Source organism: Enterococcus sp. DIV0240d, from assembly GCF_051711245.1.
Lineage (GTDB): Bacteria > Bacillota > Bacilli > Lactobacillales > Enterococcaceae > Enterococcus_D > Enterococcus_D casseliflavus.
The window spans coordinates 557,017-573,034 of the sequence record NZ_JBIOMG010000001.1; the positions used below are offsets into that span (position 1 = coordinate 557,017).

Below are 16,018 nucleotides of genomic sequence, written 5' to 3' on the forward strand. Positions count from 1 at the left end.
GGCTCTCGTCATGGAACTGAACATTGAGCCAGCAGCAATTGAAAAAATAACCCCTTATGTGCAGCCAGATGATCGTCTCTACTTGGATTTTGAAGACGGCGTTGGTCCGTTTCCTGCAACGGAGATCACCTGCCGTTTGGACATCCATTTTCGCCTGATCATCGTGCCGCAAAGCTATCCAGAAGAAGGATTGGCGATCTACGACACCCCTTTAACGACACCCTTAGGCACGATTTGGTTGAAGCAAGGGGCTCAGGTGTATTTAGAAGAACAGACTCGGATGCAGGTGGAACCGACCTATCAACGGTTGCAATTGGTGGGAAATAGCGGGATCTTAGCTAACGATGTCCAATTGTTACGGATCGAAAAGCAGACGGCGGGCCGCTGAGATGGGCACGTTGGCGGTTATTAGCGACTTGCACGTCGATATCAACCAATTATTTGATCCCCATCTGCAGCTGATCGCTGATTATTTGCAGCAAAATCAGGTGACCCATCTGCATCTGGCAGGAGATGTGGCGAATAAAAAACAACGGCTATTAGACGTGGTCGCATTTTTTCAAAGTCGACAGGTGCCAACGACCTTTCACTGGGGCAATCATGAAATGGTGGACTTGACGGAACAAGAGATCGAGGCTTTCGATGATCCCGCCTTTCTTAATTTTCAGACGTATCGCTTATCAGAAAAAACACAGCTGTTGGGAATCAATGGCTGGTATGACTACCAATATTCTGATCTGACCAGTGAAGCTGAGATCTTGCGGCTGAAAAATTTGTTTTGGTATGACCGCATGATTCAACGAAAGGGATCGGATAAGGAGATCAGCCAAGCCATCAATGAGCGTTTAGCGGAAACATTGGCCCATTTGCCGCAAGACCAAGAAATTTTTCTTTCTACGCATTTTGTGCCCCAAGAAGCGTTTATTGTGCGGCAGACCGGCAAGTACGCCCGCTGGAACCACCTAAATGCGTTTTTGGGGTCGCCCGATTTTGGCGCAGTGATCGACCAGTACGCCAATGTGCGGGCAGTCGTCTTTGGGCATACCCATCGACGCTTTGAGAAAAAGGAGCTTGCGGGAACCAGCTACTATTGCCGTCCCTTCGGCTACTATTATGAATGGCAGTTGACCCGACGCTTCGTTTTGGAAAATCACTTAGCAGAAGCATATTCTCCAACGAAAGTTCGGACGCTGCTGCGAAACCATCATGAGGCATTTGAGGACTATAAAACGGCGCATCTTGTAGAGGAATTGGCGCAAGCGATCACGCTGCTGCCGTATTAGCGCAGCAAACGAGTCCTGCTTGTTTTCGTGATTGAATTTCCAAGCAATTTAAACCATTAGAAGAAACACACAAAGGAGAAAAATCATGACATTTGAAGAAATCTTACCAGAATTAAAAGCTGGCAAAAAAATCATTCGTGAAGGTTGGGGCGGCTTTGAACTTTATGTGACATTCGTTGAAGGCGAAGTGTACGACAATGCCCCAGTCACCCCTTACTTTTTGATCAAAACAGCAGACGAGGGATTCTCGAGTTTCGCACCGACTGTTTGCGACATTCTTGCGGAAGATTGGAAAATCGTGGAATGACGGCAGCGTGGATCGATGACAAAACGATTGTGTTTGTCACAGGGGCTGCTTCAGGTATCGGTAAAGCGCAAGCAGAGGTGTTTCTTGCAGAAGGCGCTCAAGTATTTGGTGTTGACTGCCAATCGTTTCCTGATACGCTTTTAGCCCAGCCCCGCTTTTTCGGCACATGTTGTGACTTAGCGGTGAAAGAAAATTGTCTTGCAGCGGTCCAAGCTTGTGTGACGCACTTTGGCGGTATCACGGTCTTGTTAAATACAGCAGGAAAGCTTGACGGCTATCATACGATCGCTGAGACGACGTCAATGGAGTGGGAGGAGATATTTCAAACCAATGTCTCCAGCATGTTTTATTTAACGAAAGAAATTTTGCCGCTGATGCAAGCCAATGGCGGCGGAACGATCATCAATATGGCGTCCATCGCTGGAATGGTCGCAGGTGGGGGCGGGATCGCCTATACAACCGCAAAACACGCGATCGTCGGGTTTACCAAACAGTTGGCATTGGATGTTGCAGATCAAGGGATCTCGGTGAAGGGCATCGCGCCCGGTGCGATTCAAACGCCGATGAATGCGGCTGATTTTGCGGGTGACGGGAAAATGGCGCAATGGGTGGCAGAAGAGACGCCAGTCAAGCGTTGGGCGCAACCAGAAGAAGTTGCAGCGCTGACCCTTTTTCTTGCCAGTCCGCAAGCTAGTTACTTGCAGGGGGCGATCGTGCCCATCGACGGTGGTTGGACCTTGAAATAACTAGCCTGAACCCATTAGAGGAGGACGCCAATGAAGGAACAAGCGATCCAGAACTTGTTTGCAAAAAATCGTGAATGTCGACAACTGCTTACGATCATTGAAGCGTTGCAGCTGTCGGATTGCTGGCTGTGTGCTGGGTACCTGCGGAATTATTTATGGGGGTTTCTCAGTGGGAAAATAGCGGAGGTGCCGCTGACCGATATTGATGTCGTGTTTTATGATCCGACTGTAAGCATAGAAGAAACAGCAGCGATCGAAGCGCAACTGCGCCGCTCGTTTCCCGAATTTCCTTGGGAGGTTCGAAACCAAGCGTTGATGCACCAACATAATTTTGCCGAGGAGCCGCCTTATACAAGTACCTTCGATGCTTTAACGAAGTTTCCAGAGCGTTGTACAGCGGTAGCGGCACGAATGAATCAAGGCAAGCTTGAATTGATGGCGCCTTTTGGCTGGCAGGATATTTGCAGTTTTCGGGTGCGTCCAACACCGCATTTTGCCCAAAATGAACAGTATCTTGCGGTTTATCGACAACGCCAAGCGATGAAGCAGTGGCAGAAAATTTGGCCGCAGCTCTCGATTGAAGAGGGGAAGAAATAAAAAAGAACACTCGCGTGATGCGGCGATTTTCAAAAGTTAGACGAGAAAGCTAACTGATGGGAATCGCTGCATATGACGCGAGTGTTTTTTATTAACGTAAAGCCAATGGTTGCGCCAAGCGGTTTCTTAAAAAGATACCTAGATAAGCTGCGGCAACGGCTTTGATGATCCCAGGGATAATAAACAGAACAAAGCCACCGTTAAAGGCAGCCGGCCATGCCATGCCCGTGCTCCATTTCAGCCACAATGTACCAAACAACAAAGTTGCCAGCGCACCGACAATATTGCCGATCACTGCTCCTGTGTAGCGAAACGCTGTTTTTTCTACGATCAATCCAGTAAGCAATCCATTAAAGAGGAAGCCGACTAAATAGCCACCAGTTGGTCCTAACAAAACACCGACACCGCTGGAAAAACCAGCGAAAACGGGCAAACCAATCAATCCTAACAGCAAGTAGATGATGATCGCCATCGTTCCAGTTCGCGTGCCGAGGAAAGTCACCGCCAGCCCGATCGCAAAGGTTTGTCCTGTCAATGGGATCAAACCTAATGGAATCGTCAGTTGGGAAAGACCAGCAATAATGATCGCAAATAAAGCGGCATGGATTTGTTCACGTAATGATAATTTCATCGAATCCTTCTCTCTAATAATAATTTCGTTAACCTAAAAATAAATTATTTGGTTAACGAAATTATAAACGGTGGTTTACCAAAAGTAAAGAAGAATCTTGTTTTTTTAGTGTTCTTTTTTTAAAAGGACAATCAAGTTCTTTGAGGAGAGGAAAGGGGCGATCTCTTCCAGCTCATCTGTTGAGAAGGGCAGTGCTTGAACGAGCCGGCAGATCGTTGCTTCTGTTAGAAACGGCAGCAGTTCTTCGATTTCATCATAAGCCAAGCGTTCTGATGCGGCAACGTTTGGCTGTTCCAGGGCAGTCAGCAGGAGTTCATCCAGATAAGGCGCAGGTAAAAAGGGCAGCAGTTCTTCAATCTCAGAAAAGCGGAAGTCAGGATTTTCAAGCCAGCCTTTGATTTCTCCCGCCAAAAAGTTGGGGGGTAAAAAGGGCGCCGCCTCTTCCCAAAAAGCCATGGAATAGTGCTTACCTTTCAGGAGCTCTTCTACTTGGGGCTTTTTCAAAAAAGGCAGGAGTTCTTCCAGTACCTCTTCTGGGATATTCTCGGCACCATTTAGCAGGTGCTGCAAGTCTGCGCTGGTCAAATGAGGTGCTAGCCTAGGCAATAAGTCTAAATCTAAAGAAGTTTCTTGAAACGGTTCTTCTTGAATCAACGCTGACAATTCTTGCGGTTTGATCAGCGGAGCTAGTTCGGCGATTTCTTCTGGCTGTGCGGTTCCTGCTTGATAATGTTGCACCGCAGCTGCTGGCTTCCCTAACAGCTCATCGATGGATAGGTCTAAAATCGCTGCTAGCTGCGGCAATTTTTCAATGTCCGGCAGTGAGTTGCCCCGCTCCCAATTACTGACCGCCTGATAGCTGACAAGTAACTGGTCGGCCAAGTTGCTTTGGGTCAGATTTTTTTCTTTGCGTTTGGCAGCGATCTGCTGACCGATTTTTCTCATGTTGAATTCACTCATAAATGAATTCCCCCTTTCATGCTCTAAGTATAGTTTCTCAAAAGGTGAAAACGCAATCAAGCTGTGATTGAGCAGGCAAATGCCGACTCAATCACAGCTTGAGTTTACGAATGGATCAACTGAAGGAGGTGTTCACCAAACGCTTGTGTCGTTAAACAGACCGCTTCTGGCATCAACTGCGCGAAGTCGGCAGTGACGTGTTGACTTTGCAAGGCTTGTTCAATGGCTTGTGTTAGGATTTGGGCTGCTTCTGGCCAGTTCAAATGTTCTAATAGCATGCACGCTGACAGCAGCAGCGAACAGGGATTGGCTTTGCCAAGTCCTGCGATATCCGGTGCTGTTCCGTGGGTAGCTTCAAAGATGGCTGCCCCAGTAGCGTAGTTGATATTGGCACCGGGGGCGATCCCGATGCCGCCGACTTGTGCAGCAAGTGCATCAGAAATGTAGTCGCCGTTCAAATTACAAGTGGCAATGACGTCGAATTTTTCTGGATACAAAAGGATCTGTTGTAAAAAGTTGTCTGCGATCACGTCGTTAACAACGATTTTCCCAGCCGCTTTTGCCGAGGCAAGAGCGGCTTCGGCTGCCTTTGAGCCGCTTTCTGCTTTGATTTTGTTGTATTGATTCATTGTAAAACACTGGTCGGTGTATGTGGTCTCTGCAAGCTGATAGCCCCAGTTTTTAAAGCCGCCTTCTGTAAATTTCATGATATTGCCTTTATGCACCAGTGTCACCGTGGGCCGCTTTTGAGCGATCGCATACTCAATGGCAGCAGCGATCAAGCGCTGACTGCCTTCTAAAGAGATCGGCTTGATGCCGATAGCGGCAGTTTTAGGAAAACGAATCGCCTTGACAGCAAAGTCTGCTTGCAATGTCTGGATCAGACGCTGCGTTGCGTCGTCGTCTTTGGCAAATTCGATGCCAGCATAAACATCTTCAGTATTTTCTCGAAAGATCACCATATCGGTTTTTTCTGGCTGCTTTAAAGGCGAAGGGACCCCTGTAAAATAGCGAACAGGTCTGACACAGGCATAAAGATCCAGCGTTTGCCGCAAGGTGACATTCAAGGAGCGAAAGCCCTCGCCAATTGGGGTAGTCAACGGTCCTTTTAAGGCGTATTGTTGAGCCTTGATCGTATCGATGGTTGCTTGCGGCAGCCATTCCCCCGTCTGTTCAAAGGCGGCTTCTCCAGCTAAAACTTCCAGCCATTCGATACGGCGTTGATTGTCATAGGCTTTATTTACAGCGGCATCAATCACAGGTTGCGCAGCCTGCCAAATCTCGGCACCGATGCCGTCTCCTGCAATGTAAGGAATGGTGATCGTCGTTACTTCATGGGTTGTTTGGTTAGGCATGGGCAGTTCCTCCTAATTCAGCTTTTTTTCGAATGACCATCGGTAAAATTCCTTGATGCTTCCAATAGCGAATATCTGCAGGGGCATCAAAGCGCAGGCGGGTCATAAAGGAGACAGTCCCTCCGTCGATCCGTTGCGCAGTGACTTCGATCAGCTGCTTGACCACTGGCTCTTCTGGCAAAGCGATCGAGAATGTTTCGCTGCCGTCCAAATCAAATGATGCAGCACTTTCACCAGCAAGATATTCAAGCGGAATGATCCCCATCATGACCAAGTTGCTGCGATGGATTCGTTCGAAGCTTTCTGCTAAGACGACTTTAACGCCTAACAATTGTGTTCCTTTGGCGGCCCAGTCGCGAGAAGAACCCATGCCATAATCTTTACCAGCTAAAATGATACAGCTTTGACCAGCTTTTTGGTAATTCATAGCTGCGTCAAATATCGACAGGGTTTCCCCTGTTGGAAAATAATGCGTGACACTGCCAGTACTGCCAGGCACTAGCTGGTTTTGCAGACGGATGTTGCCGAAAGTCCCCCGCATCATAATCTGATGATTGCCGCGTCGCGAACCAAAGGAGTTGAATTCACGATACGGAACTTCTTTTTCTTGTAAAAATTTTCCAGCTGCAGAATCCATACTGATGCTGCCAGCAGGAGAAATATGGTCAGTGGTGACGGAATCACCCAATTTTGCCAAGACTTTCAGATCAGCTAAGACATCTGGTTTAGGCAACTCTTTGGTCAATGTTTCAAAGTAGGGCGGATGAGCGATGTAAGTGGATTGCTCCTCCCATTCATAACATGCGCTCGTGGTGGTTTCGATCGCATTCCAGCGTTCATTGGCATCAAAAAGATGCTCATAGGCAGCGCGAAATGCTTCTGGTCCGACGTACTCTTGAACGTAAGCATTGACTTCTTCATTGCTAGGCCAAATATCAGACAAATACACCGGCTCGTCATTGACGATAGCTAACGGTTCTTTTGTGAGATCTTTGCGAATGCTGCCAGCGATGGCATAGGCAACAACTAATGGCGGTGAAGCCAAATAATTGGCTTTGATCTGTGGATGGATTCTTCCTTCAAAATTTCGATTGCCTGACAGAACCGATGCCGCCAGTAGATTGTCTGCCTCAATTGCTTCAGCGACCTGCGCTTCTAAAGGACCTGAATTTCCGATACAGGTGGTACAACCGTAGCCCACCAAATAAAAGCCGAGTTGCTCTAAATACGGCAGCAAACCACTGTTTTGCAAATAGGTGGTCACGATCTGGGAGCCAGGTGCAAGGGAGGTTTTGACCGTACGAGAGACGGTCAGACCTTTTTCAATGGCTTTTTTAGCCAATAAGCCTGCCGAGAGCATGACGAAGGGATTGCTCGTATTCGTACAGCTAGTGATCGCCGCCAAGACGATATCGCCGGTCACTAATTTGTCAGGTGCAGCATCTGACCAGGTAACGCTGGCTTCTTTTTGCCATTCGTCCTCTGAAAGACCAAAGCCCTTGGGACCGACGGCAGCCGTGACCGATTGTTCAAAATCCTGACGGACTGCTGGAAGCAAAATCCGATCTTGCGGGCGCTTGGGCCCTGCTAATGCTGGCTGAACTTCTGCTAGATCGATGGTGATCGTCTTAGTATAGGTTGGCACGATCGCTTCATCATAAAAGAAATGGTTGGCTTTGGCGTAAGCGGCAACGAGTTCGATCAGCTCGCTGGAGCGACCGGTCGTTGCTAAGTAGTTCAAGGTCTCTTGATCAATCGGACAAAAACCGCAAGTCGCACCATATTCGGGAGCCATGTTTGCTAACGTTGCTCGATCAGCTAAACTTAAATGACGATAGCCAGGACCGAAGTATTCGACAAATTTTCCGACCACTTTTTCGATCCGCAGCACTTCAGTTACTTTTAGTGCTAAATCGGTGGCGGTGGTACCTGCAGGCATCTCGTTGATAAATTTCACCCCGATGACTTCAGGCGTAGGGAAGAAAGAAGGTTCGCCAAGAATCGCAGCTTCCGCTTCAATACCGCCAACCCCCCAACCGAGAACCCCCAAGCCGTTGATCATCGTGGTGTGAGAATCGGTTCCTTGCAATGTATCAGGAAACAGCAGTCGTTGATCTTCGTGTGTTTTTTGCAAGATCACATCAGACAACGATTCGATGTTGACTTGATGAATGATCCCTGTTTCAGGTGGAACGACTTCGAAATTGTCGAAAGAACCTTGCGCCCATTTCAAGAATTGATAGCGTTCTGCATTGCGTTCAAATTCCCGCTCCGTATTAAAAGCGATCGCCCCAGGAGTACCGGCTTGATCGACTTGCACAGAGTGGTCGACGACGAGTGTGACGGGGATCTCAGGATTGATGTCTTCTGCGGCACCGCCTAAAGCGACCATCGCATCCCGCATGGCAGCCAAATCAACGACTGCGGGTACCCCAGTAAAGTCTTGCAAAACGACCCGCTCTGGTTTGAATGGCACGACACCAGTAGGGGTTTCTGCCTGCCAGTTCGCTAAAAATGGTAAATAATCCTCTGTAATTTCCTCGTCTTGATGACGAGCAACACTTTCCAATAAAACTCGAATGGAGTAGGGCAAGCGAGATAAATCAGCCCCTAAGTCTTGGGTGATTTTCGCTAAGTCAATATACGTGTATTGCGTATCCTTGACGGTGAGTTGAGATTGCCACTTCATAAGAATCCTCCTTTTTACGAAGATAAACGTACTTATTAGGAATAATTATACGTTGATAATTTAAAAAATCAATTAAATTTATGAAAAATATTTCATTTTATAAACATCGTGCTATAATGTGTGAAAGTTTGTTAAAAAGCAACGATTTTATAGGATGACTATTTTAACGATGTTTGTATACGGTTAAATAACATTGTAATCGATAGTTTGTAGAAAGATTGGAGGTAACATCACCGTGGAAAGATTAGAAAAGAAAGAGAAGATGTCCTATCTTGCATCGCAATGTCAGAAATACAATTTGATAGATGTGAATCTTTATTCAGAATATGATGTGAAACGTGGACTGAGGGATTTAAATGGCACGGGGGTCTTAGCAGGGCTTACGACGATCTCCACCATTTATCCAGAAAAAATCATTGCTGGTAAGCCAATTGAAGCTTGTGGCGAGCTGCGTTATCGCGGAATTGACATCAACGAGTTAGTTGCAGGGTTCGTCAATGAAAAACGCTTTGGCTTTGAAGAGGTTGCATATTTATTACTTTTCGGCGAACTGCCAAACAAAACAGAACTTGCGGCCTTTCATTGCCTATTAGCAGAAAAACGTACATTGCCGACCAATTTTGTTCGTGACGTCATTATGAAAGCACCTTCTTCTGATATCATGAATAGCTTATCTCGCAGTATCTTGACACTGGCAAGTTACGATCCACAAGCAGATGACATCAGCATTGAAAATGTATTGGAACAAAGTCTGATGCTGATCAGTGTCTTTCCGCTCTTGGCAATCTACGGCTATCATGCCTACAATCATTACAATCAAGGGGAGAGTATGTATATCCACCGACCGACCGAAGAGTTGAGTACAGCTGAAACGATTTTGACTATGCTACGTCCAACGAAAGAATATAGCTTCCAAGAAGCCCAAACATTGGATATGGCACTGGTTTTGCATATGGAACATGGCGGCGGGAATAATTCGACCTTTACGACACGAGTCGTTACCTCCAGTGGGACGGATACCTATTCAACGATTGCTGCAGCGCTAGGTTCTTTGAAAGGGCCTAAACACGGTGGTGCTAATATCAAAGTGACAGAAATGATGGGAGATTTGAAGCGTAACGTTGCTGACCTTACCGATGAACAGGCGATCCGCAGCTATTTGGAAGCAGTTTTAGATAAAGAAGCGTTTGACCGTAAAGGATTGATTTATGGCATGGGCCACGCGGTATACAGCGACAACGATCCCCGTGCGGCGATTTTTAAAAATTATGTGGCAAAACTGGCCCAAGAAAAAGGATCAGAAGCTTGGCAAGAATATCAATTGTATACGATGGTCGAACGTATTGCTCCTCAAGTCATCAATGAAAAGCGCAAAATCTACAAAGGAGTCAGTGCCAATATCGACTTTTTCAGCGGGTTTGTTTATAACATGTTGGATCTGCCAGAAGAACTGTATACACCAATGTTTGCTATCGCGCGGATCGTCGGCTGGTCCGCCCATCGGATCGAAGAGCTGGTCAACGCACAAAAAATCATGCGTCCCGCCTACAAAGAAGTGTCAAACGATCGGGAATATATCGATATAGAGTCAAGATAGATCAAAACAGCAGGGAGGAAGCTCGCTGCTGTTTTTGTTTTGGACACTCGAAAAGAGAAGGATTGAGCCTTTTTTTGCGTATTTTTACTAGAGAGAAAATGAATGGCTTGGATCATTCGTTCATTAGAAAATTCAAGTTTTTCTCGTTTTTCATATAGGAATGCAAAAATTGATTACAAAGTTTCTTGCATTTTTTGTATGATAGAGGGAGGAATAAAGGAGGAAAGTTCACGAATGAAAATAAAAAAATGGATGGCGATTGCCATTATTACCAGTCAATTTTCAACAATGCTGCCAGTATCGGCTGCGGCATCTGTTTTGACGAACGAGTCTACTGCAGGTCAAAATACAGCTGAGTCAACGGTTCCGGGAGTGAACGGGCCAACCATGGGCTTGGTTCCTGAAGATGCCGCAACGGTACCAGGAGAAAACGGCGAAGTAGTTCCAGGAGAGTCAACACCTGCTCCTGAACAGCCAACACCAGAACCTTTGCCAGAACCAGAACCAACCCCGACACCAGAACCAACACCGGAACCAGAAGAGCCGACACCAAATCCTGATCCTGAGCCGAATCCAGAACCAGAACCAACACCTGAGCCGGCGCCAGAACCAGAAGAACCAGCACCAAATCCAGCACCAAATCCAGAACCAGAACCAGAGACAACACCAAATCCTGAGCCAGAATCAACACCAAGCCAGCCTTCGCCTGACATCAAAGAAGTACCGAATGTACCAGAGTTGACGGTAACGCCGCCGCAAGAAGATGAGCCAGCAAAATTTGAAGTCACGCCAGTCAAAGAAACGTGGGACTTTATTATGGAGATTGGAGAAGATGCTCGTAAAGTTGGACAAGAAGAAGATCTTTACGCATCGGTCATGATTGCCCAAGCGATTTTAGAGTCTGGCAGCGGAAGAAGCCGTCTGAGCCAGGAGCCTTTTTATAACTTATTTGGTATTAAGGGACTTTATGAAGGGAATGGGATTTCCTTCCAAACGCAAGAAGACGATGGTTCTGGTAATTTATACACAGTTCATGCCACTTTTCGCCAATATGACAGCATCGAATCTTCTTTGAAAGATTATGCGAAATTGTTGAAAGAAGGATTGGACCACAATCCGAATTTTTATAAAGGTGTTTGGAAATCAGAAACGGAATCTTATGAAGACGCCACGGAATATCTGACCGGACGTTATGCATCAGATACACAATACAATGAGAAGCTGAATGCGCTGATCGAAGCGTATGCACTGACGAGTTATGACAAAGAGAAACCAGAATTACCGACAGGCAGCGAAAAGATGATCTATCCTGTCAGCAATCCAGTTGTCTCCTCTGTCTTTGGTCCGCGAGGCAATGGGTTTCATCGTGGAGTGGACTTCGCCGCACCACAAGGAACGCCAATCATGGCTAGTCTTTCAGGAACGGTGATCCGCTCAGAATATCATTCTTCATGGGGAAATTATGTTGCCATTGAGCACAAAGATGGGCTGACGACATTGTATGCCCACAATCATCGCAATTTAGTGGAAGTCGGTCAAACGGTCGAACAAGGCGAGGTGATTGCTTCTATGGGAAGTACGGGGAACAGTACAGGCCCGCACTTGCATTTTGAAGTCAGTCTTTCACCAAGTTTAGCGCGACACCAACTGATTGATCCGTTGGAAGTTTTGTCAAAATAACACGAAAAAAAGAGAGCGTTGTAGATGCTTTCTTTTTTTTTGTCAAGAAAAACGAATTATTTCAGGAAAATTATGCTTTGAGATTTTTTTAGCGCATTCATTTTATCTTGCACGATAAATTTATTCCGAAAACAAGTGTTTTTCTTTGTAAAAAAAACAAAAAGAATTTATGCTAAAAAGGTAGGGAAAAAAATTCCCAAGAGGAATGTCCACTTTAGACAAGGTCGTGTATGCGACTTTGCGATGTCTCTAGTATCCTTTCTTATTTAACCAAGGAGTGTGAAAAATGACTGACGATCAGCAAACAACGAATGTGTCTAATGAAGCAGCGCAAGCAAGTCCACTGTCCTTTGAAGAGAAAGTCATTGAAACAATTGTTGGTGTCGCTTTGCAGTCAATTGATGGCTTGATTAGTGTAAATGGCAGATTTCTTTCAGATATGACCGAAAACCTTGAAGAACAGCCGCAAGTCGCTTCTGGCATTGATGTGGAAGTTGGCAAAGAAGAGGTTGCAGTTGACTTGGAAGTAATCGTGGCTTACGGCAAAGATATCCCCAAACTCTTTGCGCAAGTCCAAGAAGTGGTCTTAGAAGAAATTAGCCGCTTGACTTCTTTGAAAGTCAAAGAGATCAATATTCGAATCGCCGATATCGTCAAACAGGAAACGATCGATCAAATCGAAGGTTGAGCACCAAACAAAAAATCGAAGTACATCAAAGAGAAAGGAAGAATGAACAAATGATATCACTATATACAACACCCAGCTGTACGTCATGTCGTAAAGCCCGTGCATGGTTGACCGAAAATGAACTACCATTTAAAGAGAGAAACATTTTTAGCGATCCATTAAATAGTGATGAACTAATGGAGATTCTTTCTTTAACGAAAAATGGAACGGAAGACATTATATCTACTCGTTCGAAAGTGTACCAAAAGCTAGACATTGATTTAGAAGAGTTGAAGCTAGAGGAGCTGCTTTCATTGATCGAAAAATACCCGAACTTATTGAAACGACCAATTATCTTAGATGAGAACAAGCTCCAAGTGGGATACAATGAAGAAGACATTCGTAAATTCGTGCCACGAAACTTACGAAAGATCATTTTCAAACGACGTCAAACAGAGCTGCTCATGTTTAATTATCGCCAAAAGCAAGAAGAAGGCGAATCTGTTGCGAACTTTATCTAAAATAGGAACAAAACCGGCAAATGAATACAGCGATGTATCATTGTCGGTTTTTTTGGTATTTTTTAAGGGTCTTCTTAAAGGGATCCGTAAATCCGTTGAGTCCACAAAAAAACACGATTCCCAAAAGGAATCGTGTCGGTTGAAATCTTAAAGTTTTTGGTTGTAGAATTCAACGACTAGTGCTTCGTCAACTTCTGCAGACAATTCATCACGCTCAGGTAAACGAGTTAATGAACCTTCTAATTTTTCGCTATCAAAGCTTACAAATGACGCGCGGCCAGCTGTTGCTTCAACTGCTTCTTTGATTGTTGAGATGTTTTGTGATTTTTCACGAACGCTGATGACTTGTCCAACTTCAACGTGGTATGAAGGGATATCAACGCGTTTGCCATCAACTAAAACGTGACCGTGGTTTACTAATTGACGTGCTTGACGACGAGTAGTTGCTAAACCTAGACGGTAAACAACGTTATCTAAGCGTTGTTCTAGCAAGATCATGAAGTTAACACCGTGTTTACCTTCTTTGATTTTGCTTGCTTTGATAAACAATGTACGGAATTGACGTTCGTTCATGCCATACATATGACGCAATTTTTGTTTTTCAGTTAATTGCATGCCGTATTCTGATTTTTTGCCACGGCTGTTTGGTCCGTGTTGACCTGGAGCGTAAGGGCGACGTGCCAATTCTTTTCCAGTTTCTGATAAAGAAATTCCTAAACGACGAGAAATTTTCCATGATGGTCCTGTATAACGAGACATAATTTAGTTCCTCCAATAAAATAGTTTGGAGTAAAATAATCCGTTGAAAAATTCACATTCGTGCAGTTCGTTCTTCAATCTTCACCTTTGCAGCCGCGGTTACGCAATTGCACCCGAGGGGCAACGAACTGGTGACGAGCTGTTATTTTCCTGCTGCATTATTTTACACAAGGAATAGTATACGACAAACTAGGGGCAAAAGTCAAGATGGAGCTGGCTTTGGATTTGATGAAAACAAAGCTTGAAATTTTTCATTAATTACTTATATTTTCAAATATCTCTTTACAAATCAGCATTTCGTCATTAGAATATGGAAGTATTGTGCAAATTATAACGAAGTAAAATTTTTCATAAAAGGAGTAGAAAAATGAATCCAGTATCCCCATTATTTGAGAAGATCGATTCATCCATAGAAAAGAAAATCGATTTGATCAAGAGTAGTTATTTGCGTTACGCTGTACGTGCGATGATGGCTTGTTTATTCTTGACCCTCGGAACAGCTATTGCTTTTGCGATCGCTATGAAAGGTGAATCAATGGTTCACGGGTTAGGAAAAATTTTGTATGCATTTATGTTTAGCTGGTCTTTAGTCATGATTCTTTATATGAACGCAGAATTAGGAACATCGAATATGTTGTATATGACTGTTGGGGTTTACCGTAAACGTCTAAGTATTCCTTTGGCATTGAAAATTTTGCTTACGTGTGTCTTATTCAACTTGATCGGCGGGGTGATCTTCGGCTCGATCGTTGCGCTAACCGGACCTTTTCAAGGGCTGACCGCAGACAACTTTATGCTGACCTCGATCACTGCAAAATTAGAAAAATCCACTATCCAAATTTTAGTGGAAGCGATGTTCGCTAATATCGTGGTAAACACAGCCGTGTTGGTAAGCATGCGGATGAAAGACGATGCTGGAAAAGTCGCAGCAATCATTTTCATCATCTTCATCTTTGCTTTCTTAGGCTTCGAACACGTCATCGCTAACTTCCCAGCGTTTACCTTAGCTTTCTGGGCTTCAGGGGGACACTTGGCAGGCATGACTGTCGGCAGTGTGATCCATAATTTAGTTTTTGCCTTTATTGGTAACTATATCGGCGGTGGCTTGGTCATGGGACTTGGCTATGCATGGTTGAACAACTCAAAATCGACCTATGTCGACTAATCAGAACCTACAAAAAGAAGCAGCGATGCTTCTTTTTTTCTTTTCTCTAACATTTCTCTAGGAAGAAGCTATCATCCCTTAACGGAGCGTTGAAATCAGCGGTCATTTGTGTTAAGAATAAGTATGTACGGTTTTTCTTGCTGTTTTTTGTAAAAATGACCGCAACCAAGACCAAAATCTTAGTTACTTCTTAATAGAAAGCGAGCCTTAACCTTTTATGAATCGGAAATTCTTTGCCTTTGATATTGATGGAACCTTGCTTGACTCGAACAAACAGCCACTAGACAGTACGCTAAAAGCCCTTGACCTTCTGCGAGATGCTGGCCATTTCGTGACCGTTGCCACTGGGCGCAGTCGTTTTCACGCCCAAGACATTATTCGTTCATTGTCCTTTGATAATTACATTTTATGTAATGGGGCAGCCGCCTTTCTTTCGCATCAGCAGGTGTATAAAAATTTGCTCGATGAAACGCAATTGGCTGCTTTCGTGGCAGAAGCCCAAGAGCTTGGGATCGATACGGCCTTTGTCGGGATGGATACAGCGAAACGAGCGTCTTCGTTGGATATTGCTAAAATGGAAGCAGCGATGCATTCCTTTGGTGCCCAACTTCCTGAGCTGGACATGGACTTTCCTGAAGAAAAAGAAGTCTATCAAGCATTGGCTTTTTACGGAAAAGAGTATGAGCATTTTTTTGACGAGAAATACAGCAAACTGCGTTTTGTACGTTGGCATGAAAACAGTGTGGATGTCGTTCCAAAAGAAGGCTCCAAAGCAGCAACGATCTTGTGTGTCGCAGAACAATTAGGGATAGCACAAGAAGATGTGATCTGTTTTGGTGATGGCCAAAACGATCGTGAAATGCTGACTGCCGCAGGTGTCGGTGTGGCAATGGGCAATGCGGTCCCTGAGATCCAACAAGTCGCAGATATGGTGACCGCTAGCAATGATGAAGATGGCATCTGGTTAGCCTTGAAAGAATTACAACTGATTTAAAAAGGAATCCTTTAGACATAGCACAGTCGATTTGCGGCATCTGTGCTATGTTTTTTTGTTTTTTCTC

General features: G+C 45.0%; 16 protein-coding genes. 11 read left to right on the forward strand and 5 right to left on the reverse strand.

The window, feature by feature from the left end; all coding sequences use genetic code 11:
• Positions 1–10: 10 nt before the first annotated feature.
• The 5 genes from IGJ25_RS02655 (at position 11) to IGJ25_RS02675 (ending at position 2,933) form a co-directional block, all read left to right on the forward strand.
• Entirely contained in the window at positions 11–388 is a 378-nt protein-coding gene (locus tag IGJ25_RS02655) for an iron-sulfur cluster biosynthesis family protein (RefSeq protein WP_005227145.1), read from the forward strand.
• Position 389: 1 nt separating this feature from the next.
• On the forward strand, positions 390–1,283 hold the full coding sequence (locus IGJ25_RS02660; protein ID WP_010748632.1) for a metallophosphoesterase: 894 nt from the start codon (positions 390–392) through the stop codon (positions 1,281–1,283).
• Between the two features lie 85 nt (positions 1,284–1,368).
• A complete protein-coding gene (locus tag IGJ25_RS02665) occupies positions 1,369–1,590 on the forward strand; it encodes a DUF2829 domain-containing protein (RefSeq protein ID WP_005227147.1) in 222 nt (73 codons plus the stop codon).
• Positions 1,587–2,336 (forward strand): 3-oxoacyl-ACP reductase, encoded by a 750-nt coding sequence (locus IGJ25_RS02670; protein ID WP_010748633.1) that lies wholly within the window; start codon positions 1,587–1,589, stop codon positions 2,334–2,336. Before IGJ25_RS02665 ends, IGJ25_RS02670 begins: the two co-directional genes overlap by 4 nt.
• Positions 2,337–2,366: 30 nt before the next feature.
• The gene (locus IGJ25_RS02675) at positions 2,367–2,933 is read left to right on the forward strand and encodes a nucleotidyltransferase family protein (RefSeq protein WP_010748634.1); all 567 of its coding nucleotides are present in this window, start codon (positions 2,367–2,369) and stop codon (positions 2,931–2,933) included.
• A gap of 91 nt (positions 2,934–3,024) precedes the next feature.
• On the opposite strand, the gene IGJ25_RS02680 is transcribed toward IGJ25_RS02675, so the two are convergent.
• The 4 genes from IGJ25_RS02680 to acnA all read right to left on the reverse strand — a co-directional run bounded on the left by IGJ25_RS02680 (position 3,025) and on the right by acnA (position 8,568).
• Positions 3,025–3,564, reverse strand: a complete 540-nt coding sequence (locus IGJ25_RS02680) for a biotin transporter BioY (protein ID WP_005227150.1) — start codon at positions 3,562–3,564, stop codon at positions 3,025–3,027.
• 105 nt (positions 3,565–3,669) lie between these two features.
• Positions 3,670–4,524 (reverse strand): helix-turn-helix domain-containing protein, encoded by an 855-nt coding sequence (locus IGJ25_RS02685; protein WP_010748635.1) that lies wholly within the window; start codon positions 4,522–4,524, stop codon positions 3,670–3,672.
• A gap of 104 nt (positions 4,525–4,628) precedes the next feature.
• Positions 4,629–5,879 (reverse strand): NADP-dependent isocitrate dehydrogenase, encoded by a 1,251-nt coding sequence (gene icd, locus IGJ25_RS02690; protein ID WP_010748636.1) that lies wholly within the window; start codon positions 5,877–5,879, stop codon positions 4,629–4,631.
• On the reverse strand, positions 5,872–8,568 hold the full coding sequence (acnA, locus tag IGJ25_RS02695; protein WP_081116163.1) for an aconitate hydratase AcnA: 2,697 nt from the start codon (positions 8,566–8,568) through the stop codon (positions 5,872–5,874). The genes icd and acnA overlap by 8 nt, the downstream gene beginning before the upstream one ends.
• 235 nt (positions 8,569–8,803) lie before the next feature.
• On the opposite strand from acnA, the gene IGJ25_RS02700 reads away from it, so the two are divergent.
• The 4 genes from IGJ25_RS02700 (at position 8,804) to spx (ending at position 13,033) form a co-directional block, all read left to right on the forward strand.
• A complete protein-coding gene (locus IGJ25_RS02700) occupies positions 8,804–10,165 on the forward strand; it encodes a citrate/2-methylcitrate synthase (protein ID WP_010748638.1) in 1,362 nt (453 codons plus the stop codon).
• 234 nt (positions 10,166–10,399) lie between these two features.
• Positions 10,400–11,845, forward strand: coding sequence for a peptidoglycan DD-metalloendopeptidase family protein (locus tag IGJ25_RS02705; RefSeq protein ID WP_270286655.1), 1,446 nt, complete (start codon positions 10,400–10,402; stop codon positions 11,843–11,845).
• Positions 11,846–12,131: 286 nt separating this feature from the next.
• Positions 12,132–12,533 (forward strand): Asp23/Gls24 family envelope stress response protein, encoded by a 402-nt coding sequence (locus tag IGJ25_RS02710; RefSeq protein WP_005227156.1) that lies wholly within the window; start codon positions 12,132–12,134, stop codon positions 12,531–12,533.
• A 50-nt stretch (positions 12,534–12,583) separates the two neighbouring features.
• Entirely contained in the window at positions 12,584–13,033 is a 450-nt protein-coding gene (gene spx, locus IGJ25_RS02715; protein WP_010748641.1) for a transcriptional regulator Spx, read from the forward strand.
• Between the two features lie 147 nt (positions 13,034–13,180).
• Here spx and rpsD read toward each other — a convergent pair whose 3' ends face one another.
• Positions 13,181–13,792, reverse strand: a complete 612-nt coding sequence (rpsD, locus tag IGJ25_RS02720) for a 30S ribosomal protein S4 (protein WP_005227158.1) — start codon at positions 13,790–13,792, stop codon at positions 13,181–13,183.
• A 367-nt stretch (positions 13,793–14,159) separates the two neighbouring features.
• On the opposite strand from rpsD, the gene IGJ25_RS02725 reads away from it, so the two are divergent.
• Positions 14,160–14,957: a formate/nitrite transporter family protein gene (locus tag IGJ25_RS02725; protein ID WP_005227159.1), complete on the forward strand. Its 798-nt coding sequence runs from the start codon at positions 14,160–14,162 to the stop codon at positions 14,955–14,957.
• 217 nt (positions 14,958–15,174) lie between these two features.
• Complete coding sequence (locus IGJ25_RS02730; RefSeq protein ID WP_005227160.1) at positions 15,175–15,951, forward strand: Cof-type HAD-IIB family hydrolase; 777 nt, start codon at positions 15,175–15,177, stop codon at positions 15,949–15,951.
• The last annotated feature ends 67 nt before the right edge of the window (positions 15,952–16,018 follow it).